23 protein-coding genes are annotated in these 22,847 nt (G+C 59.6%); 14 read left to right on the top strand and 9 right to left on the bottom strand.

All coding sequences use genetic code 11. The features are described from left to right. Positions 1 to 56 precede the first annotated feature (56 nt). Positions 57 to 845, bottom strand: a complete 789-nt coding sequence (gene xth / locus INHI_RS0117420; RefSeq protein WP_027248436.1) for an exodeoxyribonuclease III — start codon at positions 843 to 845, stop codon at positions 57 to 59. Between the two features lie 279 nt (positions 846 to 1,124). Continuing rightward, positions 1,125 to 1,811, bottom strand: a complete 687-nt coding sequence (locus INHI_RS0117415) for a response regulator transcription factor (RefSeq protein ID WP_014876226.1) — start codon at positions 1,809 to 1,811, stop codon at positions 1,125 to 1,127. A 195-nt stretch (positions 1,812 to 2,006) separates the two neighbouring features. Between INHI_RS0117415 and ribA the strand changes: the two genes are divergently transcribed. Continuing rightward, a complete protein-coding gene (gene ribA / locus INHI_RS0117410; protein WP_027248435.1) occupies positions 2,007 to 3,095 on the top strand; it encodes a GTP cyclohydrolase II in 1,089 nt (362 codons plus the stop codon). Positions 3,096 to 3,130: 35 nt separating this feature from the next. After that, complete coding sequence (locus INHI_RS0117405; protein ID WP_014881401.1) at positions 3,131 to 3,622, top strand: L,D-transpeptidase family protein; 492 nt, start codon at positions 3,131 to 3,133, stop codon at positions 3,620 to 3,622. A gap of 19 nt (positions 3,623 to 3,641) precedes the next feature. Here the strand turns inward: INHI_RS0117405 and INHI_RS0117400 are convergent, their stop codons facing one another. After that, on the bottom strand, positions 3,642 to 4,298 hold the full coding sequence (locus tag INHI_RS0117400; RefSeq protein ID WP_027248434.1) for a YggS family pyridoxal phosphate-dependent enzyme: 657 nt from the start codon (positions 4,296 to 4,298) through the stop codon (positions 3,642 to 3,644). 111 nt (positions 4,299 to 4,409) lie between these two features. Beyond that, positions 4,410 to 5,351, bottom strand: a complete 942-nt coding sequence (locus INHI_RS0117395) for a porin (protein WP_014876230.1) — start codon at positions 5,349 to 5,351, stop codon at positions 4,410 to 4,412. Between the two features lie 280 nt (positions 5,352 to 5,631). Here INHI_RS0117395 and INHI_RS0117390 point away from each other — a divergent pair, with 280 nt between their 5' ends. From INHI_RS0117390 to INHI_RS0117370, 5 genes are all read left to right on the top strand, one after another. Next, positions 5,632 to 6,120: a DUF3576 domain-containing protein gene (locus INHI_RS0117390; RefSeq protein ID WP_014876231.1), complete on the top strand. Its 489-nt coding sequence runs from the start codon at positions 5,632 to 5,634 to the stop codon at positions 6,118 to 6,120. A gap of 104 nt (positions 6,121 to 6,224) precedes the next feature. Next, on the top strand, positions 6,225 to 8,972 hold the full coding sequence (locus INHI_RS21445; RefSeq protein WP_027248433.1) for a leucine--tRNA ligase: 2,748 nt from the start codon (positions 6,225 to 6,227) through the stop codon (positions 8,970 to 8,972). Next, the gene (lptE, locus tag INHI_RS0117380; RefSeq protein WP_027248432.1) at positions 8,959 to 9,501 is read left to right on the top strand and encodes an LPS assembly lipoprotein LptE; all 543 of its coding nucleotides are present in this window, start codon (positions 8,959 to 8,961) and stop codon (positions 9,499 to 9,501) included. Before INHI_RS21445 ends, lptE begins: the two co-directional genes overlap by 14 nt. Beyond that, complete coding sequence (gene holA / locus INHI_RS0117375; RefSeq protein WP_027248431.1) at positions 9,498 to 10,526, top strand: DNA polymerase III subunit delta; 1,029 nt, start codon at positions 9,498 to 9,500, stop codon at positions 10,524 to 10,526. Before lptE ends, holA begins: the two co-directional genes overlap by 4 nt. Before the next feature lie 118 nt (positions 10,527 to 10,644). Then, entirely contained in the window at positions 10,645 to 11,235 is a 591-nt protein-coding gene (locus tag INHI_RS0117370; RefSeq protein ID WP_014881406.1) for a glutathione S-transferase family protein, read from the top strand. Here INHI_RS0117370 and INHI_RS0117365 read toward each other — a convergent pair. Beyond that, complete coding sequence (locus tag INHI_RS0117365) at positions 11,208 to 12,431, bottom strand: TIGR03862 family flavoprotein (protein ID WP_027248430.1); 1,224 nt, start codon at positions 12,429 to 12,431, stop codon at positions 11,208 to 11,210. The genes INHI_RS0117370 and INHI_RS0117365 overlap by 28 nt on opposite strands. 90 nt (positions 12,432 to 12,521) lie before the next feature. Between INHI_RS0117365 and INHI_RS0117360 the strand changes: the two genes are divergently transcribed. Continuing rightward, positions 12,522 to 12,830: an HNH endonuclease family protein gene (locus INHI_RS0117360; RefSeq protein WP_027248429.1), complete on the top strand. Its 309-nt coding sequence runs from the start codon at positions 12,522 to 12,524 to the stop codon at positions 12,828 to 12,830. A 10-nt stretch (positions 12,831 to 12,840) separates the two neighbouring features. Here the strand turns inward: INHI_RS0117360 and INHI_RS0117355 are convergent, their stop codons facing one another. Both INHI_RS0117355 and INHI_RS0117350 read right to left on the bottom strand, forming a co-directional pair. Further along, positions 12,841 to 13,458, bottom strand: a complete 618-nt coding sequence (locus tag INHI_RS0117355) for an enoyl-CoA hydratase/isomerase family protein (RefSeq protein ID WP_027248428.1) — start codon at positions 13,456 to 13,458, stop codon at positions 12,841 to 12,843. Further along, positions 13,455 to 14,204, bottom strand: coding sequence for an SDR family oxidoreductase (locus INHI_RS0117350; protein WP_027248427.1), 750 nt, complete (start codon positions 14,202 to 14,204; stop codon positions 13,455 to 13,457). The genes INHI_RS0117355 and INHI_RS0117350 overlap by 4 nt, the downstream gene beginning before the upstream one ends. A gap of 132 nt (positions 14,205 to 14,336) precedes the next feature. Between INHI_RS0117350 and INHI_RS0117345 the strand changes: the two genes are divergently transcribed. From INHI_RS0117345 to lpxK, 5 genes are all read left to right on the top strand, one after another. Next, complete coding sequence (locus INHI_RS0117345; RefSeq protein WP_027248426.1) at positions 14,337 to 15,860, top strand: DUF2125 domain-containing protein; 1,524 nt, start codon at positions 14,337 to 14,339, stop codon at positions 15,858 to 15,860. Positions 15,861 to 15,982: 122 nt separating this feature from the next. Next, entirely contained in the window at positions 15,983 to 17,329 is a 1,347-nt protein-coding gene (locus INHI_RS0117340; RefSeq protein ID WP_027248425.1) for a TldD/PmbA family protein, read from the top strand. Beyond that, positions 17,316 to 18,119 (top strand): inositol monophosphatase family protein, encoded by an 804-nt coding sequence (locus tag INHI_RS0117335; RefSeq protein WP_027248424.1) that lies wholly within the window; start codon positions 17,316 to 17,318, stop codon positions 18,117 to 18,119. Before INHI_RS0117340 ends, INHI_RS0117335 begins: the two co-directional genes overlap by 14 nt. A 30-nt stretch (positions 18,120 to 18,149) precedes the next feature. Continuing rightward, positions 18,150 to 19,346 carry a 3-deoxy-D-manno-octulosonic acid transferase gene (locus tag INHI_RS0117330; protein WP_027248423.1) on the top strand — a complete coding sequence of 399 codons (1,197 nt, stop codon included), beginning with the start codon at positions 18,150 to 18,152 and terminating at the stop codon, positions 19,344 to 19,346. Next, the gene (gene lpxK, locus INHI_RS0117325; RefSeq protein ID WP_027248422.1) at positions 19,333 to 20,337 is read left to right on the top strand and encodes a tetraacyldisaccharide 4'-kinase; all 1,005 of its coding nucleotides are present in this window, start codon (positions 19,333 to 19,335) and stop codon (positions 20,335 to 20,337) included. Before INHI_RS0117330 ends, lpxK begins: the two co-directional genes overlap by 14 nt. 85 nt (positions 20,338 to 20,422) lie before the next feature. Here lpxK and INHI_RS0117320 read toward each other — a convergent pair whose 3' ends face one another. Further along, positions 20,423 to 21,094 carry a DsbA family protein gene (locus INHI_RS0117320; protein WP_027248421.1) on the bottom strand — a complete coding sequence of 224 codons (672 nt, stop codon included), beginning with the start codon at positions 21,092 to 21,094 and terminating at the stop codon, positions 20,423 to 20,425. Continuing rightward, the gene (locus INHI_RS0117315; RefSeq protein ID WP_014876245.1) at positions 21,091 to 21,618 is read right to left on the bottom strand and encodes a DUF721 domain-containing protein; all 528 of its coding nucleotides are present in this window, start codon (positions 21,616 to 21,618) and stop codon (positions 21,091 to 21,093) included. Before INHI_RS0117315 ends, INHI_RS0117320 begins: the two co-directional genes overlap by 4 nt. Before the next feature lie 84 nt (positions 21,619 to 21,702). On the opposite strand from INHI_RS0117315, the gene mutY reads away from it, so the two are divergent. Continuing rightward, positions 21,703 to 22,776, top strand: coding sequence for an A/G-specific adenine glycosylase (mutY, locus tag INHI_RS0117310; RefSeq protein ID WP_027248420.1), 1,074 nt, complete (start codon positions 21,703 to 21,705; stop codon positions 22,774 to 22,776). The last annotated feature ends 71 nt before the right edge of the window (positions 22,777 to 22,847 follow it).

Genomic DNA, 22,847 nt, shown 5'->3' with positions numbered 1-22,847 from the left:
ATCACTATTCCGTGGTGCCGCCGGTGAAGGCGGTCAGCGGCACCGTCAGAAACGTGTCAGAGATCAAATGTTGCAAAAACGGGCGCATGATCGCTGGGTTTCTCCCAACCACGCGCATCACGCATCACCCGGCTGGAATGGGCTGCGTTCTTGATATCCGGCGTCGCCCAGATGTGATCCAGTCGGCGTCCCTTGTCTGCAGCATCCCAGTCCTTGGCGCGGTAGCTCCACCAGCTGTAGAGCTGTCCGTCAGGAATATCGTTGCGCGTGACATCCGACCAGCTACCTGCGTCCATGACATCGGCGAAATGTTCGACCTCAATCGGGGTGTGGCTCACCACCTTAAGTAGCTTCTTGTGGTCCCAGACATCATCCTCACGCGGCGCAATATTGAGGTCACCAACCAGAATGGATTTCTCGGGCCGTTCGGCGTTGAACCAATCGCGCATATCCGTGAGGTAATCGAGCTTCTGACCGAATTTCTCATTCACCGCGCGATCCGGTACATCGCCGCCAGCAGGCACATAGAAATTATGGATCGTGACCCCGTTTTCCAACCGCCCCGCGATGTGGCGCGCATGGCCAAGGCCCGCAAAATCCTTATCGCCGACATCTTCGATCGGCAGCCGGGACAGGATTGCCACGCCGTTGTACCCCTTTTGCCCACGCGCAACCATGTGGCCGTAGCCAAGCTCGGCGAACTGCTCCATCGGGATCTTGTCCACCGGGCTTTTGCATTCCTGCAAGCACAGCACATCCGGTCCTTCCTCTGCCAGAAGTTTGCATACGATCGGTTCCCGCAGGCGGACCGAATTGATGTTCCAAGTGGCTAGGGTGAACGACATTGCGCGCCTCTTTCTGTCAGGTCTGTGCTGTGGCGGGATACTGCCCGCTCTGACGCACTGATACCAGTGGCCAAATGACTGTAGGAGGCCGCCCAAACTGCGCACACGCCCTGCCAGTGCCAAACGGATAAAAAAAGGCCGGGCACAGAGGCCCGGCAGTCCAACAGGGAGGAACATGTCATTACCCGGACATGCACGGGAACTTTCATTAGGGCCTAAGAGGCCTGTCTCAACACTGTTCATATCGCTGAGACAGGGCGATTCTATGGCGCAAGGGTGTCAGATTGCCAGTTTGTAGCCGCCAGACTCTGTGACCAGTATACGTGCATTTGACGGATCTGGTTCAATTTTTTGGCGAAGACGATAAATATGGGTCTCAAGCGTGTGGGTCGTCACCCCGGCATTGTAGCCCCAGACCTCGTGCAACAGCACATCGCGCTGTACCACTCCCTCGTTCGAGCGGTAGAGGAATTTGAGGATATTGGTTTCCTTTTCCGTCAAACGGATCTTGCGCTCATCTTCGGTCAAAAGCAGCTTCATCGCAGGCTTGAACGTATAGGGGCCAAGCGCGAATACGGCATCTTCGGATTGCTCATGCTGGCGCAGCTGGGCACGGATTCGCGCAAGCAGCACCGGAAATTTGAACGGTTTGGTCACATAGTCGTTGGCGCCCGCATCCAGACCCAGAATAGTGTCCGCATCGCTGTCGTGGCCCGTCAGCATCAGGATCGGGGCCTTCACGCCCTGCTTGCGCATCAGACGGCAGAGTTCGCGGCCATCGGTATCCGGCAGGCCCACATCCAGAATGATCAGATCATAAAGCGCTTCCTTTGCCCGCTCCATCGCGTTCTGACCGTTCTCAGCCTCAAAGACATCAAAGTCCTCGGTCATGACCAACTGTTCGCTCAAGGCTTCGCGCAGATCCTCGTCATCATCAACGAGCAGTATTTTCTTCAGTTGGGCCATTACCTTGTCCTCCTGTGCTACTCCCAACACATGCGCAGTCCATTCCCCGATCACAAGTTATGCTGCAAAGCTTTCACGCCGACGTGTCCATCAGACGGGAATTGTTTCACTTTCGCATCGTTTGTGACTACTTAAGGTCGGGTCACCGCCATGATGCAGCGCCCCAAGACGTCAACGACCTCACAGGATTCCCGCATGAGTCTGATGCCTACGATGATCGACCTTCTGGCCCGCGCGCGGGTGGACTTGCGCATGGGGCTACCGGTCGTTCTGACAACCCCAGACCAAGCCATTCTGGCCCTCGCGGTGGAGCCTTTGGACACGAAACGTCTTGCCAGCTTGCGGGCGCTTGGTCCTATTGCGCTGACGGTGACAGCTCGGCGCGCTGAAACACTGAAGGCACGGGTCTATGATGGGGATATCGCCCGCATTGCCGTTCCATCATCTGCCGATCTTACGTGGATCCAAGCAGTTGCAGATCCGGCTGATGACCTGCGCACACCAATGAAGGGGCCACTGCGAAGCGACAGGGACGGTGACGTGGAACTGCATCGGCTGGCCATCGCATTGACGAAATCAGCCCGACTGCTACCTGCGGCAGTTATCTGCCCATTGCAACACCCCGCACAGTTTGCCCAAAGTCACGGACTAACAACCCTGCCACTCGCCGCTGTTGCACCACTGATGGTCGAAAGCTCTCCGCTCCACCCCGTGGCCGCCGCCCGCCTGCCAATTGCCGCTGCCGAAGCTGGTCGACTGCATATCTTTCGCCCTGAAGATGGCGCCGAGGAACACTACGCCATCGAGATCGGCAAACCTGACCGCAGCCAGCCAGTTCTGGCCCGGCTGCACTCGGCCTGTTTTACCGGCGACGTTCTGGGGTCGCTGAAGTGCGACTGCGGTCCACAGCTTCATGGGGCACTGACTCAAATGGGCGCCGAGGGTCACGGTGTTCTGCTCTACCTCAACCAAGAAGGGCGCGGGATTGGTCTGGCCAACAAGATGCGTGCATATTCACTGCAAGATCAGGGATTTGACACGGTTGAGGCCAATCATCGCCTTGGGTTCGAAGATGATGAGAGAGATTTTCGCCTGGGCTCGGCGATCCTGAAGGAGCTGGGCTTTTCTTCGGTGCGACTGCTGACCAACAACCCCAACAAGATTTCTATGATGGAAAAAACCGGTATCGCAGTCACCGAACGGGTGCCGCTGAAGGTCGGGGAGACCGCATTCAACCGCGAATATCTCGCAACCAAAGCCGCCAAATCCGGTCATATGCTGTGAGATCGGCCGTCCCACGCGACTTGCGGTCAACCGATATGCTACTCACCCCAAGGGGCCTGCGCTTTGCTGGGCGCACCCTGCCCTGTTCAATAGGGCGCGGCGGGCTAAGCCCGAACAAGGTCGAGGGCGATGGCGCAACGCCAATCGGCTGTCATCTTCTCGTCGGTATGCTCTATCGACCGGACCGAATGGCACCACCCACCGATTGGGCTGAGCCGATCGGCCCCCGCGACCTGTGGTCCGATGCTGCCGACGCGGAGGATTACAACCAACACGTCCGCGCGCCATACGCCGGCAGCCATGAAGCGCTCCGGCGAGCCGACCCTCTGTATGATCTGATCCTGGTCACGGATTGGAACTGGCCTGACGCGGAGCCCGGTCGTGGCTCGGCGATCTTCCTGCATCAATGGCGACGCCCCGGCTACCCGACCGAAGGCTGCATCGCATTTTCGCGTCAGGATTTACACTGGCTGGCCAGACTGATTGTGCCCGGAACGCGCCTTGTGGTGCCACCGCTGGCGCACTGAGAGATTGCTGCGCAAACTATCAGAGTTCGTAAGCGCGCGCACCGAAAATGGCCGATCCAACCCGAACATGTGTCGCGCCCAGGGCCACGGCAGTCTCGAAATCACCGCTCATACCCATCGACAAGCCGCTCAGACCGTTCCGGGCCGCAATCTTACCCAGTAGAGAAAAATGCAGGCTCGGCTCTTCATCAGCGGGTGGAATACACATCAGACCTTCAATGATGAGATCCATGTCCTGACACTCGCGGATAAAGGCATCCGCCTCACGCGGCGGGATACCCGCCTTTTGCGGCTCTTCGCCGGTGTTCACCTGAACAAATAACTTGGGGCAGTGGCCCAGCTCCTGCGCCAATCGGGCAAGAGCCTTTGCCAGTTTCGGCCGATCCAGAGTGTGAATACTCTGAAACAGCTCCATCGCTTGGCGCGCTTTGTTGGATTGCAACGGGCCAATCAGGTGCAAATCCAGATCAGAATAACGCATCGCAAAGTCCGGCCACTTTCCAGCGGCTTCCTGTACGCGGTTCTCGCCAAAACAACGATGCCCCTCTTCAAGGACAGCCTCAACCCTTTCGTTGGGCTGAACTTTGGATACCGCGATCAGCTTGGCCGAACCCTTAGGGCGGCCAGCGTTTTCCTCAGCGATATGGATGCGGGCTTGGATGTCTTGAATCGACATGGGCGGTCTCACTCTGGTCAGATGTTGACGCAGACAAACACGGTTTCTGCCCAAAAGAAAAGGGCGAGCTCGCAAGAGCCCGCCCCAAGAACCGTAGTGGTTCAGGTCAGCTTAGAAGCTGAACTGAGCACCGAAGTCGGCACGCATCTGGCCGTCGGCGTTGCCGGTTTTGCTTTCGCCGATACCGCCACGCAGGGAGACGCCGCCGCCCAGGTCGTGGATTACGCCCAGACCGATGTTGCGGGTGTCGCCGTCGCCGGAGCCGTCGCCGTAAGCGAAGGTCAGGGTGGTTGCGGAGCTTACGTCGTAAGCTGCGGAGATACCGTAGAAGGTGTCGGATTCGTTGACTGCTGCAACGGATTCGTCACCAACAATCAGAGTACCGGAGAATGCACCCCAGGAACCGCCGAGGGTCAGGACAGTCATGTCGAAGTCTGCAGCTGCACCGTTGTCGGTTTCACCATATGCCAGAGCGGCAGTGATGTTACCAAAGGTGTAAGCAGCGTGGATGTCGAAACGGTCGCCGTCTGCGCCGTTTGCTGCCTGGTCGTAAGCAGCTGCAACAGCGAAGTCACCAACAGCGTAACGTGCATATACACCGTTTACGCCTGCGCCACCGGAAGAGTAGCCGATGAAGTCATAGTCAGCACCGGAGTACTGGCCCATGAATGTTTCCAGGCCCGGCTCGTTGCCGTAGTAGTTGGGCAGGTTGTCGATTGCGCCAGCAACGTTGCCTACGTCAACACGCAGACCGCCGTACTCAACCGAGAAACGCGCGCCGTTCAGGCCAGCTGCGTTTGCTTCGCCGGAAGCAGCATCTTCGTCAGCCTGCATACGAACGCGAGCGGAGAATTTCACGCCTGCGTCGGTTTCAGCGGATGCGTCGATGTTCATACGGAAGCGGCTGACGATCACGGTGTCGGAAGTACCACCAACGGTGCGGTCTTCAACGTAACCAACACCAAAGCGGCCGTAGCCACCGAACGAAACGTCTGCTGCTGCAACACCAGCGGTGGCGACCAGCGCAGTCGAAGCGAAGAGAATCTTTTTCATGTTTTTCCCTCGGGTTTAAATGTCCAAGCTCAAACAGGCGCTGAGTGGCACAAGTCTGAGTACGCAATCCGTTTCGCTCTTTTTGGGGTGGTTGCGCAAGCTTGGGCGCAGACCGCAAAACCTTTCGGCCCGAAGTTGATGCAACCATGTCACAGTATCTTAACCCCAACGGCATCAACGGCTTCGCACAGAGAGAGTCTATTAAAGAATAGGCTTGTTGCCGCCCTATCGCTTGGCTAGGACTAGTCCGCAACCGGAATAGCAACGGATCTTGCCCATCATGCGCTGGCTCACGAAACTTGGACTCATCTCGCTTCTGGCTGTCACAGCCAGCTGTGGCGCGTTCGGCGGCAAGAACCGCGGCGGCCCGTCGACCTACAACGACAATGTCATTGGCGGCAACCCGCGAGACCCCGAGAATATAGAAGGCACAACAATCTGGGATGCCTTCAAACCGACGAAGGCGGAGCAGATTGTTCAGGTGAACCGTTACCTCTGGACCGCAACGCTGGATGTGCTCGACTTCCTGCCGCTGCAAACGGTCGAGCCATACACCGGGGTGATAGTCACAGGCTACGGTACTCCCCCGGGTGGCGGGCGCGCCTATCGCGCTACGGTTCATATCAAGGATCCCGCACTGGATGCCCGCTCGCTGAATGTCTCGCTGCAGACCCGCAATGGTCCCGTCAGCGCCAGCACCGCACGCGCGATTGAGGATGCGATTCTCTCACGGGCGCGACAGCTTCGGATTGCTGATCGCAAACTCTGACGCGACGCATCCCCTCTTCTGCCCTCTGGAACAGGCGGGCAAACATCACTATCACAAGCGCCAGGCCCCAAACCTGGCGTTTTTATCTACGAAGGACTGTTTTGATGCCCCGTTATGTTGCCCCGGAAATCGAAGCGCGCTGGCAGGATGCCTGGGAAAAGACCGGGATTTTTCAGGCGAAACGCTCCGCCGACAAACCCAAGTACTATGTGCTGGAGATGTTCCCCTACCCGTCGGGCAAGCTGCACATGGGGCATGTACGCAACTACACGATGGGTGATGTAATTGCTCGCTATAAGCTTTCAACCGGGCATAGTGTTCTGCACCCTATGGGGTTTGATGCCTTTGGTATGCCCGCTGAAAACGCCGCGATGGCGAGCGGCGGCCACCCTAAGGACTGGACCTACGCCAATATCGACACGATGGTCGAACAGATGAAACCGCTGGGGCTGTCGCTGGACTGGTCGCGGATGTTCGCCACCTGTGACGAATCCTACTACGGCCAGCAACAGGCGCTGTTCCTCGACTTCCTTGAAAAGGGTTTGGTCTACCGCAAGAACGCTGTGGTGAACTGGGATCCGGTCGATATGACCGTGCTGGCAAATGAGCAGGTCGAAGGCGGTCGTGGCTGGCGGTCCGGTGCACTTGTTGAGCGCCGCGAGCTGACGCAGTGGTTCTTTAAGATCTCCGGCTATTCGGATGAGCTGCTGACCGCGCTAGATACATTGGAGAACTGGCCCGCCAAGGTGCGCCTGATGCAGGAAAACTGGATCGGCAAATCCCGCGGCCTTCAGTTCAGCTTTGTCCGCACTGATGGTGGTGACCCGATTGAGGTCTATACAACCCGTCCCGACACTCTGAACGGTGCGTCCTTTGTCGGCATTTCTCCCGACCACCCGATTGCAAAGGCGCTGGAAGCCGAATCGGCAGAGGTTGCAGCATTTGTTGCCGAGTGCCGCAAAGGCGGCACGACCGAAGAAGCCATCGAAACCGCTGAGAAGCTGGGTTATGACACCGGCATCCGCGTCAAACATCCGCTAAACCCGGACTGGGAGCTGCCGGTCTGGATCGCCAACTTCATTCTGATGGATTATGGAACCGGCGCGATCTTTGCCTGCCCGGCCCATGATCAGCGCGACCTGGATTTCTGCCGTAAATATGACCTACCGGTGATTCCAATCTTCACGCCATCATACTTGGACGACGATGTTCTGATCGTGGACAAGTTTAATTGCGATATACCGAAAGAGTATTGGCCCTGTTATGATGATGTGACAGGGAAGCCGGAAAGTTTCTCGCTCCACGATAATGAAGCATTTGCTTTGCCTCACACGTTTAATGCAGACGGAGATTGTCTCAGCAAACAAATCGCGTGGGGCATCGGACGCATTGCGTACGTGCCCCCAAAGACCGAAAAGGTTAGCTGGGTCAACCATTTTGCCGGACTGACTGAGGCTACTGGGGAAGAGGCGATCAACGCCGCCGTCGACAAGGCCGAAGCGGAGGGCTGGGGCGAAGGCGTCACCAAATTCCGCCTGCGCGACTGGGGTCTGTCCCGCCAGCGCTATTGGGGCTGTCCAATCCCCGTGGTGCATTGCCCGGACTGCGGCGTGGTGCCTGAGAAGAAAGAAAACCTGCCAATCGCACTGCCATATGACGAAGACGGCAAGGCGATTGATTTCTCGGTGCCGGGTAATCCGCTGGACCGTCACCCCAGCTGGCGCAACTGTGCCTGCCCCGCCTGCGGCAAGCCGGCGCAACGCGAAACCGACACGATGGACACATTCGTCGATTCGTCTTGGTATTTCGCCCGTTTCACCGCGCCGGACGCGGATACGCCGACCCGGATGGAAGACGCCGAGTACTGGATGAACGTCGATCAGTATATCGGCGGCGTCGAACACGCGATTCTCCACCTGCTCTATTCGCGCTTCTTTGCCCGCGCGATGCAGATCTGTGGCCACCTGCCGGAGAAGGCCATCGAGCCATTTGATGCGCTGTTCACGCAAGGCATGGTGACCCACGCCATCTATGAGAACGCAGAGCGACGCACTGAAAACGACCGCCCGATCTATCACTACCCTGAGGAAGTCGAGGAACGGGATGGCGCGACCGTGGTCAAAGAGACTGGTGAAGCGGTCAAAGTCATCCCCTCGGCCAAAATGTCGAAGTCGAAAAACAACGTCGTCGATCCACTGCACATCATCTCATCCTACGGCGCAGATACGGCACGCTGGTTTGTGCTCTCCGATTCGCCTCCGGAACGCGATGTGGAATGGACGGCTTCCGGGGCTGAGGCCGCACATAAGCACCTGAACCGCGTCTGGAACCTCTGTGATCGCATTGGTGAAATGGACCCCGGCGCCAGCGGCAATGGTGGTGAGGATCTGCTGCGCGAAATGCACAAGGCGATCCGCGATGTCACCCTCAGCATCGAAACCTTCGGCTTCAATGCGGCAATTGCCAAGCTCTACAGTTTCACCAACACACTGGCGAAATCGAAGGCCGGCACCGCGGCCCAGAAACAGGCGATCATGACGCTGGCCCAGCTGATGTCGCCCATGACGCCGCATCTGGCGGAGGACATCTGGAACCATCAGGGCGGCGAAGGCCTTTGCGCGACCGCCCCCTGGCCGGTGGCGGACGAATCGATGCTGGTTGAAGACAGCGTCACTCTGCCGATCCAAATCAACGGCAAACGCCGGGGCGAGATCACCGTGGCCAAAGATCTGGCCAAGGATGAGGTTGAAAAAATCGCCCTCGCGCATGAAGCTGTACAAAAGGCGCTGAATGGCAGCGCCCCGAAAAAGGTAATCGTTGTGCCAGGTCGGATTGTGAATGTCGTGGCTTAACCTGAAATATCCGGTTGCCGTGGCTGCAGCCTTGCTGGCGGCAGCCTGCGGCTTCACTCCCGTCTATGCCCCGGGGGGCACCGGGTCGGCGCTTTATGGTGTGGTGACGGTTCAGGCCCCGGAAACGATCGGGGCGACCGATGATACCGATGCCTATTTTCTGGTTCAAAATCTCGAAACCCGATTGGGGCGCGGGAATGGTGCAGACTATGCCCTCGATCTGAAACTGCGCACCCAAAGCGAAGGGCAGGCCATTACCGCCGACAATGAAATCACCCGCTATTCGATCGTTGGGCAGGCAGCCTATGTGCTGACCCGGCAATCCGATGGCGTCATTGTTGCCAGTGGCGATGTTGAGAATTTCACCGGCTATTCCGCCACAGGCACTACAGTTGAAACGCTTGCCGGGGAGCGTGATGCCCATCGACGCCTGATGGTTATCCTCGCAGATCAGATCACCACTGAGCTGCTGAGCACTGCGGATCTTGCCACCTCCAGCAGTGAACAGCTTTCGGCTCCCCCAAAATGAAACTGAGCCCGCGCGAGGCGGATGGATACTTCGCCAAACCGGATCCGGGCAAGACCGGCTTTTTGATCTACGGTCCCGATGCCATGCGCGTCTCATTGAAACGTCAGCAAATGCTGGCGGCGCTACTTGGCCCCACCGCCGAAGAAGAAATGCGCCTGACCCGGATGCCCGCAGCTGACCTGCGCAAGGATCCTGCGTTGCTGATGGATGCGGTCAAGGCCGTGGGTTTTTTCCCCGGCATCCGTGCCGTGTTTGTCGAAGACGCCAATGACACTGCCGCCCCTGCCGTGATTGCCGCGCTTGAGGCCTGGCAACAAGGTGATGCCCAGATCATCGTGACCGCAGGGCAATTGAAAGCAACCTCAAAGCTGCGCAAGGCCTTTGAGGGGCACCGCAACGCCTATGCGACCGGTATCTATGACGATCCTCCGTCACGCGGTGAAATCGAGCGCATTCTGGGTACGGCCCGTATTCGTGATGTGCCAGGGGACAGCATGTCTGCGCTGGTTGATATCGCCAATGAGATCGGTCCCGGCGATTTTTCCCGCATGGTGGAGAAACTGGCGCTGTACAAATACGAGGACAGCACCCCGCTGACGCTTGACGATATTCAGGCCATCGCCCCGCAATCGACCGAAGCGGCAGTCGACGACATGCTCAATATCGTGGCCGAAGGGCGCGGCGCAGAAATCGGCCCGCTGATGGGGCGGTTGCAGGCGCAGGGCACCAACGCGGTGACACTCTGTATCGGGGCAACCCGCCATTTTCGCACGCTTTACACCATTGCCTCTGATCCTGGCGGTCCGGCGCAGGGTATCGGGCGACTGCGCCCGCCGGCCTATGGCAAGCGCCGTGAAAGGCTGCTGCGACAGGCCCAGAGCTGGGGTGCGTTCAAGCTTGAAACCGCGCTCACCTTGCTGACGGACACCGATCTTCAGCTGCGCTCGGCAGGGCAAACCGCTCCGGCGCTTGCCCTGATGGAACGGGCGTTGATCCAGCTGGCCCGCCTCAGCCGGGTGGGGTAGCCCACGACCGGCAGATCTGCACCGACGTTGCGTTCCTATCACTGCTGCTTGAGCATGGCTTGACCTCATAGCGGGAACCCGGTTCCGTTCCGGGCATAAACCGCAGGGAGATTTCACAATGTACACCGTTATCGGCAAGCAACTGACGCGCAGCTATCGTGTTCTTTGGGCGCTTGAGGAGCTGGGCCAATCCTATGAGCTGAACCCTGCCCTGCCGCAGAGCGAAGAGGTCGTCGCCCTCAACGCTTCAGGGAAGGTGCCAGTGTTCAAGGATGGTGAGGATGTGATCACCGATTCGACCGCCATCATCACCTATCTTGCTGATAAACACGGCAAGCTGACCGCCCCCGCAGGCACACTCGCCCGGGCCAAACAGGACGCGATGACGAATCGTCTGCTGGATGAGCTGGACGCGGTGTTGTGGACCGGCGCGCGCCACAGTTTCATCCTGCCCGAGGATAAGCGTGTGCCTGAGGTGAAAGACAGCCTGAAGTGGGAGTTTTCCCGCAATCTGGCGCAGCTGGAACCCTGCATGACCGGCCCGTTTCTGATGGGCGAAGAGTTCACCATTCCCGACATCATCTGCACCCATTGCCTGAACTGGGCCTATAGCGCCAAGTTCCCAATCGAGAGCGACGTCCTTCTGGCCTATAGCAAGCGCATGCGCGCACGTCCCGCGTTTCAGGCGGTAGCAGCGTCGATCACGTAGTCACCCGCCAGATATCGAACTGCTGACCGCCCCGCCCAGCGCCCGGTCGCAAGGCATGCGGTCAGCAGATACCCACCGGTCGGTGCTTCCCAGTCCAACATTTCTCCGGCGCAGAACACGCCCTGGCGCCTGTGAAGCATCAACCCGCCATCGACCGCTTCTGCCAGAACACCGCCCGCCGTGGAGATCGCTTCATCCAGCGGCCGCAGCCCCCGATGTCGGATCGGCACTGCCTTCAGCAGCCGCGCCAGTGCTGCTGGCTCAACCGGGAGCGGGCGGGCAAATTCCTGCAAGATCGCCAGTCGCGATGGTGCCAGTTTTGTCGCCTTTCGCAGATAGGTCGAGAGACTGGATTTCCCCCGTGGGCGCGCCAAGCGCGCGGCGACCTGCTCATGTGACAGATCCGGCAACAGATCCATGTATAGCTCAGCCCCCTCCCGGACAGCGGCGCAGATCATGTATACGCCACCCCCTTCCAGGCCTTGTCTGGAGATGACTGCCTCGCCCCGCGACCGGATTGATCCCGCCTGCAGCGCGATCCCCTTCAGCGGCGCCCCGAAATGTGGTGCCATGTGGTCGGACCAGTCGACCAGTAACCCTGCATTGGCCGGTTGAAAGGGCGCCAGCGGCACGTCCTCCTCCGCCAGAGTTGCGGCCCATGCCCCGTCAGAGCCGAGCCGCGCCCAGCTGGCGCCGCCCATTGCCAACACTGTAACCCCCGCTGTGATCACATGAGGACCATCCGGTGTCTCAAACTGCAAGGCCTCGCCGTTCCAGCCCTGCCAACGCCAGCGGGTGCGCCGTTCAACGCCGTAGCCATCCAGACGGGCCAGCCAAGCCCGCAGCAGCGGTGAGGCCTTCATTTCGCGGGGGAAAACCCGTCCAGTAGTGCCGGTGAACAGGGTGCTGCCCAGCCCTGTCGCCCAGGCCATTACCTCTGCCGCATCGCAGTCTGCAATCATCGGTGCCAACCAGTCCGCGGCTTCGCCGTAGTGGCTGAGCAGGGTTGCGCGGGCCTCATCCTTCGTCAGGTTCAGGCCGGATTTCCCAGCCATCAGGAATTTTCGTGCAACGGAAGGCTTCGCATCAACAACCAACACGCGGCGACCCGCGGCTCCCAGTTCTTCCGCCGCCCGCAGACCCGCAGGTCCGGCGCCCACGACCACTGCGTCCCAGCTTTCTTGTTGATGTGTCAAATTGACAGTTCCTTAGATACTTATCCTTGCCGATTGCGATGACCGGCGCATGTCCTACGGTTGAAACAGCCATACTGAGAGACTGCGCCAATGTCACCGTCTGCCGATGTCGATCCGACGTGCCCACTGTGCCAGCGGCCAATCCCTACGGAGGTCGCCCAAAGCCTGCATCATCTGATCCCCAAGCTGAAGGGCGGCAAAGGCGGGCCGACAGTGCTACTGCACAATATCTGTCACAAAGAAATCCATGCAGCCCTCAGCGAGGCGGAACTGGCGCGGTCCTTCAATACGATGGAAGCCCTGCGCCAGCATCCAAGGTTGGCGAAATTCATCGCTTGGGTACAAAAGCGCCCGCCCTCCTTCCAGTCACGCGTGCCGGGCGGGCGGCGCAAACGCTGATGCCTAGATGCTATACTCGGGCGCAATCTGCCAAAATTGCCTGCGCCATCTCCGCCTCCGCCGCGAGGCTATCCGCCATTAGATCATGCGCCGTTCTCATCAAATCGTCAGAAGCGGCAATGCGATCAATCAACCCGAAGATATGCGCCTCATCAGCGCTGATTTTCTGTCCGGCCGCCAGGATCATCTTGGTACGTGCAGGACCGATTAGCCCTGCCATCCGTCGCGCGTCGGAGGGTTGCGGACGGTAACCAAGCTTCATCACCGGATAAAAAAACTTCGCCGTCGGCACGGCGATACGCAAATCGCAGGCAAGTGCCATGCCGTTTGCTCCACCGGCCAAAGTACCATTGAGTGCAGCCACCGTCAGACAGGGCAGATCAGCGATAGCGCCCGATAGGTGCTCCCATAGGGGGGACGTCGCCAACCCGGCTCGCGCCGCATCTAGATCAGCTCCGGCGCTGAAGACACGGCCAACTCCGGTAATGATTAACCCGCGAGCCTCTTGTGCGCGCTCTGCAATATCACAGAGCTGCTCGAGCATCGCCGCAGTCAGCGCATTCGCCTTGTCCGGTCGGTTCAGGGTCACCGTCCACAACCCGTTTTCGGCGATATCAAGGTCGATCATATCAGGCCGACCTGCTTGCGGATGCGCTCGTCGCGTAGCGAAATTTCGGTGCCGACCAGATCGTCTGCCGCCTCGGTACACATCCACAACAAGGCGCGCGCAGGCCACTCTGCCGGGATATGATCAGACCACTCCAGTTGGCTGACCGGATTGACGCCGCTGGCCTTGATCACACGCTGCATTTCGGTCGCGACGGTGCCCGGCGACAGCCCCATGGCACGGATGCCGTTGGCGCCCTCTTCATGGTGCAGGCTACGGGTCAGCATCGCGGCTGCGGCCTTGGAGGAGCAATAGGCGCTCCAACCCTCGACAGGGCTATGCGCAGCACCAGAGCTGACTGTCAGCACCGTGCCACCACCGGCGGCCTTCATCCCCGGCAATACCGCCCGCATTCCGTTGAAAACCCCATTCACATTGATGTCGATCAGCCGTGCCCAGTCGGCAGGATCAGCCGCCTCAAGCCGGGCAATCGGATCAACCACGCCAGCGTTATTGATCAGCACATCAATCCGTCCGAACTGCGCCTCGGTTGCGGCAATAGCCGCAGCGACAGCCGGATAGTCCGCCACATCGCAGGCAAAGGTCAGCACGTTTCCGCCGATCTCCCGAGCAAGGTCTGTCAAGCTGTCCTTGCTCCTTGCCAGCAAGGCCAGATTGGCCCCGGCGGCACCAAACACGCGGGCCGCGTCGGCCCCGATCCCCCGGCTTGCACCGGTTATCACAACTGTCTTGCCCTTGATCTCCATAGTATTAATCTCCAAGTCCCTGTTTTGAAGTGTGGTAGACTGGTTAGGGGGAACGGTCCAGAGTGATGCCCCCTTGACCCGGTACCGCCTCCGGCCAACCATGGCGCAAAATAGACCACGAAAGGTATACTTATGTCCGTTTTCCTCGCCCGCAGCAGCGGTGTTGCGATTGTTATGGCGTTTTCCGCCCAGGCTGCCCTGGCTGATGTAACGGCAAAAGACGTCTGGTCAGACTGGAAGTCCTACATGACCGCCACGGGCTACGCCGTGAGCGGCACTGAGACCATGTCCGGCGATACCCTGACCATATCGGATATCTCTATGGCCATGCCGGTCATGGAGGAGAACACTAACGGCACATTTACCCTGCCTGACATCAAATTCGTCGAAAACGGCGATGGCACTGTCAACATCATGCTGCCTGCTGAAATGCCGATGATGTTCAAAATTGATGGTCCCGAAGGTCTCGTCAGTGGCACCGTTCTGTATTCCCACGATGGCAGCCCGATGCTTGTCTCCGGTGATGCGGATGAAATGACCTACGATTACGCCAGCGGCCTGATGAAAATCGCGCTGAAGGATATGACGGTGCCAGACGCCGACTTTCCGAAAGACGCGATCAAAGTCAACATGACGCTGACGGATGTGGTCACCAAGACCATCATGTCAAATGCGGATACCCGCACCTATACCCAGACCATGACCAGTGAAGCGCTGAATTTCGACGCCTCTGTCGACATCCCTGAAGACGACGGCAGCGGTGCCTTCAAGGGCGCGATGCAGGGGGTAAATTTCACCGGTATCACGACTGTACCTAATGGGTTGGAAAGCACCGATATGGCGGCATTGCTGCGCGGCGGTTTCAGCGCAAAAGGCACGTTTGACTTTGCCAGTGGCAGCAGCGCAATCAATGGTGAGGATGGCGCGGATACATTTGCCTTAGAAAGCAATTCTGAAGGCGGAACAATCGGCTTTGACATGGGCCTTGATGGGCTGACCTATGACGTGAAACAGAATCGGACCGAAACCAATATCACCAGCTCGGACCTGCCGTTCCCGCTGGCACTGTCGATGGCTGAGGCCGGTTTCAAGCTGACCATGCCTGTTGCCAAATCTGACGAGGAACAGGACTTTGCCCTCGGCCTGGTTCTGCGCGACTTCGATGTGCCGGAAATGCTCTGGGGGATGGTGGATCCAACCGGTGCCCTGCCACATGATCCCGCCACAATTGCACTGGATCTGGCAGGCAAGGCAAAGCTGGCCTTCGACTTCTTTGATCCCGAAGCGATGGCAGAGGTGGAGAATGGCGAACAGGCACCAGGCGAGCTGCACGCGCTGACCGTGAATTCGCTCGAAATCTCCGCCGCTGGGGCCAAGTTGACCGGTACCGGTGATTTTGCCTTCAACAACGACGATCTGAGCACCTTCGACGGCATGCCGGCCCCCTCCGGCGAGGCCAATCTGACCCTAGCGGGCGCCAATACCCTGCTGGACAAGCTGATCGGCATGGGTCTGGTATCGGACAGCGATGCCATGGGCGCACGCATGATGATGGGCATGCTGGCAGTTCCGGGCGATGGCGAAGATACGCTGACCTCCAAGATCGAGGTGACCGAGGACGGTCAGATCAAGGCAAACGGCCAGCGCATCAAGTAATCGCGACACAAGGCTGATCCCAGATTGGGGCCGCAATTTGCGGCCCCTTTTTTCGTCTGCGCTCTTGCAGCATCTGGCCGCGCTGGCTAGCTCTAGGTGACGTTCAACCCATGTAGGTGCCCATGACCCAGACCCCCGAAAGCCTAAGCCACGCACTCCTTGATGCCGCCCGCAAGGCCGGAGCTGATGCTGCCGATGCGATGGTGGCCGAAGGCAGCTCTCTCTCCATCGAGGTTCGTCAGGGCACGCTGGAGCATGCTGAGCGATCAGAAGGCGTTGATCTGGGATTGCGGGTCTTTGTCGGACAACGTCAGGCCTGCGTTTCGGCCTCGGACATGCGGGCCGAAACGTTGACCGCCATGGCCGAGCGCGCCGTCGCCATGGCCCGCGAAGCACCAGAAGATCCCTATGCGGGCCTCGCCGAACCTGGCCAGCTCGCCCAGGACTGGGATTTGGCGGCACTGGAGCTGTTTGATCCAAGTGAGGAACCGGCACCAGCGGCCTTGCAGGAGGATGCGCTTGCCGCTGAGACCGCCGGCTTTGCTGTGCCCGGCGTCACACAGGTGCAATCTGCGGCGGCCGGCTACGGCACCCACAAGGTCCATATGGCGGCGACCAACGGGTTCTCGGGCGGCTATCAGCGCAGCAGCCGGTCGATCTCATGCACGGCGATCGCGGGCAGCGGCACAGGAATGGAGCGCGACTATGATGGCGACTCCCGTACGTTTCAGGGCGACCTGCGCAGCGCCAAAGATATCGGAACACAAGCCGGAGAGCGGGCAATCGAGCGGCTCGGCGCGCGCAAGCCGGAAACCGGCAGCTATCCGGTCCTGTTTGATGAACGGGTCTCCTCCTCGCTGATCGGCCATCTGCTGGCGGCCGTGAACGGTGCCAGTATCGCCCGTGGCTCCTCGTGGCTGAAGGATGCGCTTGGAGAGCAGATCCTGCCTACGCAGCTCAGCGTAACGGAAGACCCCTTTCGTCCGCGCATCGCGGGATCCCGCCCGTTTGATGGCGAAGGGCTGGCGACGCAACGCCGCGCCATTATCGACAATGGAGTTCTCACAGGCTGGACACTGGACCTCGCCTCTGCGCGCAAACTGGACATGCAAAGCACTGGCAACGCAGCGCGTGGTGTTGGATCGGTGCCCTCGCCGTCCCAGTGGAATATCGCCCTGACGCAGGGAAATAACAGCCGCACCAATCTGATATCCGGCATGGGGACCGGCCTGCTGGTGACCTCCATGATCGGATCAACCATCAACCCCAATACCGGCGACTATTCCCGTGGTGCCGCAGGCTTCTGGGTGGAAAATGGCGAAATTGCCTATCCGGTCAACGAATGCACCATCGCTGGCAATCTGCGCGACATGCTGCGCAGCATCGTACCCGCCAATGACGCCCGCAGCCACCTGTCTCGTGTTGTGCCTTCGCTGCTGGTCGAGGGGATGACCCTTGCCGGAAACTGACCTCTCCCTGCTGATCCGCGCGGCCGAGCAGGCAGGCGACATCGCCTGCCGCTACAGTGGCCCAGAGGCGCAGAAATGGGAGAAACCCGGCGGTGCTGGACCGGTGACCGAGGCGGACCTTGCCGTCAACGAAATGCTGTCCGAGGTGCTGCTGAAGGCGCGGCCCGACTATGGCTGGCTATCCGAGGAAAGCGAGGACACAGAAACGCGCCTTGACCATGACAGACTGTTCATCATCGATCCGATCGACGGCACCCGCAGCTTTGCCGAGGGGTCGCGCACCTGGGCCCATTCGCTCGCAATTGCCGAAGATGGTGAAATCACCGCAGCGGTCATCTATCTTCCCCAGCGTGACCTGATGTATTGTGCCGCGCGTGGACAGGGCGCGACCTGCAATGGTGCGAAGATCCGGGTTTCCACGCAAGCTGACCTCAACATGGCGAACGTGCTTGCGGCACGACCTGTGCAGGACCCCAAACACTGGCAGAATGGTCAGGTACCAGGCTTCAATCGCAGCCATCGACCGTCTTTGGCCTACCGTATGGCACGGGTTGCAGATGCAGGCTACGACGCGATGCTCACCCTCCGCCCCAGCTGGGAATGGGATATCGCTGCCGGGGATCTGATCCTGCGTGAGGCAGGCGGGTGTTGCAGTGATCGCTTCGGTGGAGAATTGCGATACAACAACCCACACCCGACCCTCAACGGTGTCATCGCCGCGCCGCCGCGCTTGCATGACCAGCTGATCATCGCGCTCGACCCGCAGAGCCCAGGCCTTCGCCCGCTCTGACATGTGCCCCGCAGCAGGACCCATCTAGCCATGTCGAGACTTTCCGCCGCAACCGAACGTAGTCTCCGCTGGCCGGCCCGGCCGGTGGGCGAAGTGCTGTGGGTCCATGCCTCCTCAGCAGAGCGGTATCTGGCGCTTGGCGATCTGGGCAACCGGATGAAATCCCTGCGCCCGGATCTGTCCGTGCTGGTGACATGGAGCCGGAGCATTACCAACCGCCCCCCCGTCGATGGCTACGATCTCGCTGCGGGTCCGCCGCCCGACGACAGCCCGGCAGAGGTGCGGATGTTTCTGGATCACTGGCGGCCCGACCTGATGATCTGGTCGGGCGGGGATCTCCGCCGCGGTCTTATGCGCCAGATGAGTGAACGCAACCTGGACAGTCTGCTGGTCGATATTGATGCCAGCGAACTGCCCGACCGCACCAGCCGCTGGTTGCCGGATCAGCGACGCAGGCTGTTTGAACGCTTCACCGAAATAATGACCCCTTCGGATGAGGCACGGACGCAGCTGCTGCGCCTTGGCCTTGCCGCAGACAGGATCCAACGCACGGATCCTTTGCGATTGTCGACCACGCCCCCCGGCTGCAACAGTGATGAACTCACCCATATGCAAGCCACATTGGGCAGCCGCCCGGTCTGGTTTTCATCGCAGACTGAGCTGGACGATCTACCCACAATCCTGAACGCCCACCGCAGTGTATTGCGCCTGTTGCACCGCCTGTTGCTGGTCGTCGCCATGCGTGACGAGCAGGACTTGGCCGCTGCGCGCGATGCCATCATCACAAGCGGCCTGCAGTTAGCCGATTGGGACAGCGGCGAAGAACCTGATGAATACACGCAAGTGTTGCTCAGCTCTGCAGAGGACAGCGGCCTTTGGTACCGGCTATCCCCGCTTTGCCTGCTCGCAGGCAGCCTGCCGTCGCGCGCGAACGGGCAAAACCCATTGGATGCGGCAGCACTTGGTTCCGCTGTCCTGCACGGACCGGGTTTAGGAACCTACAGCGCCCTCTACAAACGCCTGACCGAGGTCGGCGCCGCACAGAAGGTCGATGACGTCGAAGATCTGGCACAAGGCGTGCTGAGCCTGTCAGCACCAGATCGCGCCGCCGAAATGGCACTGGCAGGCTGGCAGGTCGTCACCGAAGGCGCCAGCATGACCGACCACCTGATGGATCGCGTCCAAGAGCTTCTGGACAAGCGAGAGGACAGACATGAAAGCTCCTGATTTCTGGCACAAACCAGCCGGACAATTCGATATTCGCAAAACCCTGCTGTCCCCGCTGGGCCATATCTACGCCCATGCTACCGCAAAACGGCTGGCTGGCGGCACCCCGCTGAGAGTGGGCGTGCCGGTGATCTGCGTCGGCAATATCAATGCCGGTGGTACTGGTAAGACACCAACAGTCATCTGGTTTCTAGAACGCCTGCGAGACATGGGGCATGAGCCGCATGTGGTCACGCGCGGCTATGGCGGCACGCTTAAGGGGCCGGTGCAGGTGGATCCCGGACGCCATCGCGCCAGTCAGGTTGGCGACGAACCGCTGTTGCTCGCCGCCTTTGGTGAGGTGTGGAAAGCAGAAGATCGCGCCGCCGGTGCAGAGGCGGCCGCTGCTGCCGGGGCTACGGTCATTCTCTTGGACGATGGTTTCCAGAACCCGGCCGTGCACAAGGATCTTTCGGTTGTTGTGGTCGATGCCGATCGTGGGTTCGGCAATGGTCATTGCCTGCCCGCTGGTCCCCTGCGCGAACCGGTCACAACAGGTCTGGCCCGTGCCGATCTGGTCTTGTCATTGGGGCACCCCGATGCGCAGGCCCGGTTCCGGGCAGCATGGCAGGACCTGCTGACGGTTTGTCCGCATTACACAGGCGCGCTTGAGCCGCTGAAAACCGGCATGCCTTGGGGAGGAACGCCCGTTTTGGCCTTCGCGGGCATTGGTCATCCTCAGAAATTTTTCGACACGCTGCGAGAGCTTGGCGCCGATCTGCGCCGCAGCGAAGCCCTGGACGACCACCAGCCGCTCTCCACCGCGCTGATGACCCGACTGGAAACAGAGGCCAGGCTGATCGGTGCGCAAATGGTCACCACCGAAAAAGACGCCGTCCGCCTGCCGGAGAATTTCCGCAATAAGGTGATAACCCTGCCGGTACGTCTGCAGATCAGCGACGATGAGGCTCTCGTGGCGCGAATTCGCGAAATTGCACCACCTCCACCATAACCACATCTGCAGGCTATATGACGCAAAAACCCGCCACGGAGACCGGGCGGGTTTCTGATTCTTATGCCTTCAGAGAGACCGCCGATTAACCGTCCAGCTCGGCGTCGATCAGCGTTTTGAACGCATCATACGACTGATTTTCGATCTTTTTGCCGTTCAGAATGAAAGAGGGCGTGGATTCGATCCCATGCTCAGTCGCATTCTCCTGATACCAGTTCACAAGGGTCTGTGCCTTGGTGCCGTCCTGCAGGCAGGCTTCAAGCTGCTCTTCTTCCAACCCGGCAAGCCGCCCGATCTTGCGCAGCGCATCGACAATCTCGGTCGCGCCACCGGCACGGGCCCAGTCGGACTGCCCCTTATAGATCAGATCGCTAATTCCAAAGAATTTCTCTGGTCCACCGCAGCGCGCAATCATTGATGCCCATAGGCCATAACGGTCGAAATAGACCTCGCGGTAGATGAATTTCACCTTGCCGGTGTCGATATAGTCCTGCTTCAGCTGCTTATAGGTGCCCTGATGAAAATTCGCACAATGCGGGCAGGTGTAAGATGCGTATTCGATCAGCGTCACCGGCGCATCTTCGGCACCCTGTACCATTTCCACGATGGCGGAGGTATCCACCTCAGTCTCTTGTGCGTAAGCAGCTCCGATCAGCGGATTGCTGGGCATGGACGTGCCGCCCTGCAATGCGGCATAGCCATAGACGCCCGCCGCAACTGCGACGGAGGCAAAGATGCCGGACATCAAACGGGTCATTCGTACCCCTTTCTGAGAGTTTTCTGTTTTGTCAGCACATTACGCCCAAGCCGTTCTAAGGCTGCGCGCAAATCATCGCTTTCGACCCCGGTCGCAGCCTCAGCAGCTGCCGCCACATCCTGCGGATCAGGCGCCTGCGGTTTGCGAACCTTCGGGGCATATTTGAAGGAGACCTGCCCCTCGGCAAAACCGGTGGGCGCGGTCTGGGTAATGCGGACCTTGGAAATGGCGTTATAGCCATAGACCGCATTGACCTTGCTGCGCAAAGGTTCCTTCTGCATCTCCAGCATCGGCGCATAGGCGCCGGTGGTCAGCAACGTCAATGTCGCACCAAAACCGCCACGCCCATAGTGAACGTTGACTGGCCGCGCGATAGACGAGATGTCAGGCCCGGCAATCTCTTCCCAGTGGGTCAGCAGACGCGACACAGCAAAACCCCGGCTTTCACCGGCCTTGCGAATCTGATCATTCAGAAGCTGCGATGTTCGCTTGAACCCGCGAGATTTTGTCCGTTGCACTGCCATGCCCGTGGTTTTGCTAGACTGCTCGCCCTATTGTAAAGGGCTGCCATGCGAGAACCAGCGAAACCGGGCCACAAAGGATAAAGAATGCGTGACCTCAACAGCCAGAGCCAACCGCAAAGCAGCATATTGCTGGAATGGTACGACCAGCACGCCCGCAGCCTGCCATGGCGGATCAGCCCGGTAGACCGCGCAGCTGGCGTCTGGCCGGATCCCTATCGCATCTGGTTAAGCGAGGTGATGCTGCAACAAACAACCGTGGCCGCTGTGAAGGATTATTTTCACCGCTTCACCGGCCGCTGGCCAACCGTTGCAGATCTGGCTGCCGCGCCGGATGCGGATGTGATGGCCGAATGGGCTGGGCTTGGATACTACGCGCGGGCACGCAATCTGCTTAAATGTGCCCGAGTGGTCGCGCAGGACTATGGCGGCATCTTTCCCAACACCTACGACGGGCTGATCGCCCTACCGGGCATCGGCCCTTATACAGCGGCGGCGATCTCTGCCATTGCCTTTGACCGGCAGGCAACCGTCTTGGACGGCAATGTCGAGCGGGTGATGGCGCGGCTCTACGATATCCATGTTCCCCTGCCGACCTCCAAACCGCAGCTCAAGGAGAAAGCAGCCGCCCTCACCCCGGCAGAGCGACCCGGCGATCATGCTCAGGCCGTGATGGACCTGGGCGCCACCATCTGTACGCCGCGCAATCCGGCTTGCGGCATCTGCCCATGGCGGACGCCCTGCGCAGCCCGCGCGGCGGGGACTGCAATAGAGCTGCCCAAGAAAACCCCAAAGAAACCCAAGCCCACTCGGATCGGCATTGTCTATCTGGCCCGCAGCGCTGCGGGTGACTGGCTGCTGGAACAACGCCCGGACAAGGGGCTCTTGGGCGGCATGTTGGGCTGGCCCGGCAGCGACTGGACGGACAGCCCCGATAGCCCTGCCCCCGCACCGCCGTTTGAGGCCGACTGGCAGCTTCTCAATGCCGAGGTGCGTCATACCTTCACGCATTTTCATCTTATCCTGCGCGTCATGCTGGCAGAGTTGCCTGCAGAATTCGCAGCTGAGGAAAATCAGCGCGTAATCGCGCGACATGATTTCAAACCAACGGATCTGCCAACGGTCATGCGCAAGGCCTTTGATCTATGGAAGGGGTGCTGATCCCTTCTCTTTTTTCGGGACCACAGGCATAGTTGGCAAAATGTCTCAGACGTCAGTGGATTTGCGCCATG

The sequence above is a fragment of the Phaeobacter inhibens DSM 16374 genome, from assembly GCF_000473105.1.
Classification (GTDB): Bacteria; Pseudomonadota; Alphaproteobacteria; order Rhodobacterales; family Rhodobacteraceae; genus Phaeobacter; species Phaeobacter inhibens.
The sequence above is the reverse complement of the archived record's forward strand: the minus strand, read 5'-3'. Positions and strand labels throughout refer to the sequence as shown.

Excerpts from the sequence above, each read along its gene's own strand:
- xth (WP_027248436.1), bottom strand. The coding sequence starts at position 845 with ATGTCGTTCACCCTAGCCACTTGGAACATCAATTCGGTCCGCCTGCGG.
- INHI_RS0117415 (WP_014876226.1), bottom strand. The coding sequence starts at position 1,811 with ATGGCCCAACTGAAGAAAATACTGCTCGTTGATGATGACGAGGATCTG.
- ribA (WP_027248435.1), top strand. The coding sequence starts at position 2,007 with ATGAGTCTGATGCCTACGATGATCGACCTTCTGGCCCGCGCGCGGGTG.
- INHI_RS0117405 (WP_014881401.1), top strand. The coding sequence starts at position 3,131 with ATGCTACTCACCCCAAGGGGCCTGCGCTTTGCTGGGCGCACCCTGCCC.
- INHI_RS0117400 (WP_027248434.1), bottom strand. The coding sequence starts at position 4,298 with ATGTCGATTCAAGACATCCAAGCCCGCATCCATATCGCTGAGGAAAAC.
- INHI_RS0117395 (WP_014876230.1), bottom strand. The coding sequence starts at position 5,351 with ATGAAAAAGATTCTCTTCGCTTCGACTGCGCTGGTCGCCACCGCTGGT.
- INHI_RS0117390 (WP_014876231.1), top strand. The coding sequence starts at position 5,632 with ATGCGCTGGCTCACGAAACTTGGACTCATCTCGCTTCTGGCTGTCACA.
- INHI_RS21445 (WP_027248433.1), top strand. The coding sequence starts at position 6,225 with ATGCCCCGTTATGTTGCCCCGGAAATCGAAGCGCGCTGGCAGGATGCC.
- lptE (WP_027248432.1), top strand. The coding sequence starts at position 8,959 with ATGTCGTGGCTTAACCTGAAATATCCGGTTGCCGTGGCTGCAGCCTTG.
- holA (WP_027248431.1), top strand. The coding sequence starts at position 9,498 with ATGAAACTGAGCCCGCGCGAGGCGGATGGATACTTCGCCAAACCGGAT.
- INHI_RS0117370 (WP_014881406.1), top strand. The coding sequence starts at position 10,645 with ATGTACACCGTTATCGGCAAGCAACTGACGCGCAGCTATCGTGTTCTT.
- INHI_RS0117360 (WP_027248429.1), top strand. The coding sequence starts at position 12,522 with ATGTCACCGTCTGCCGATGTCGATCCGACGTGCCCACTGTGCCAGCGG.
- INHI_RS0117355 (WP_027248428.1), bottom strand. The coding sequence starts at position 13,458 with ATGATCGACCTTGATATCGCCGAAAACGGGTTGTGGACGGTGACCCTG.
- INHI_RS0117350 (WP_027248427.1), bottom strand. The coding sequence starts at position 14,204 with ATGGAGATCAAGGGCAAGACAGTTGTGATAACCGGTGCAAGCCGGGGG.
- INHI_RS0117345 (WP_027248426.1), top strand. The coding sequence starts at position 14,337 with ATGTCCGTTTTCCTCGCCCGCAGCAGCGGTGTTGCGATTGTTATGGCG.
- INHI_RS0117340 (WP_027248425.1), top strand. The coding sequence starts at position 15,983 with ATGACCCAGACCCCCGAAAGCCTAAGCCACGCACTCCTTGATGCCGCC.
- INHI_RS0117330 (WP_027248423.1), top strand. The coding sequence starts at position 18,150 with ATGTCGAGACTTTCCGCCGCAACCGAACGTAGTCTCCGCTGGCCGGCC.
- lpxK (WP_027248422.1), top strand. The coding sequence starts at position 19,333 with ATGAAAGCTCCTGATTTCTGGCACAAACCAGCCGGACAATTCGATATT.
- INHI_RS0117320 (WP_027248421.1), bottom strand. The coding sequence starts at position 21,094 with ATGACCCGTTTGATGTCCGGCATCTTTGCCTCCGTCGCAGTTGCGGCG.
- INHI_RS0117315 (WP_014876245.1), bottom strand. The coding sequence starts at position 21,618 with ATGGCAGTGCAACGGACAAAATCTCGCGGGTTCAAGCGAACATCGCAG.
- mutY (WP_027248420.1), top strand. The coding sequence starts at position 21,703 with ATGCGTGACCTCAACAGCCAGAGCCAACCGCAAAGCAGCATATTGCTG.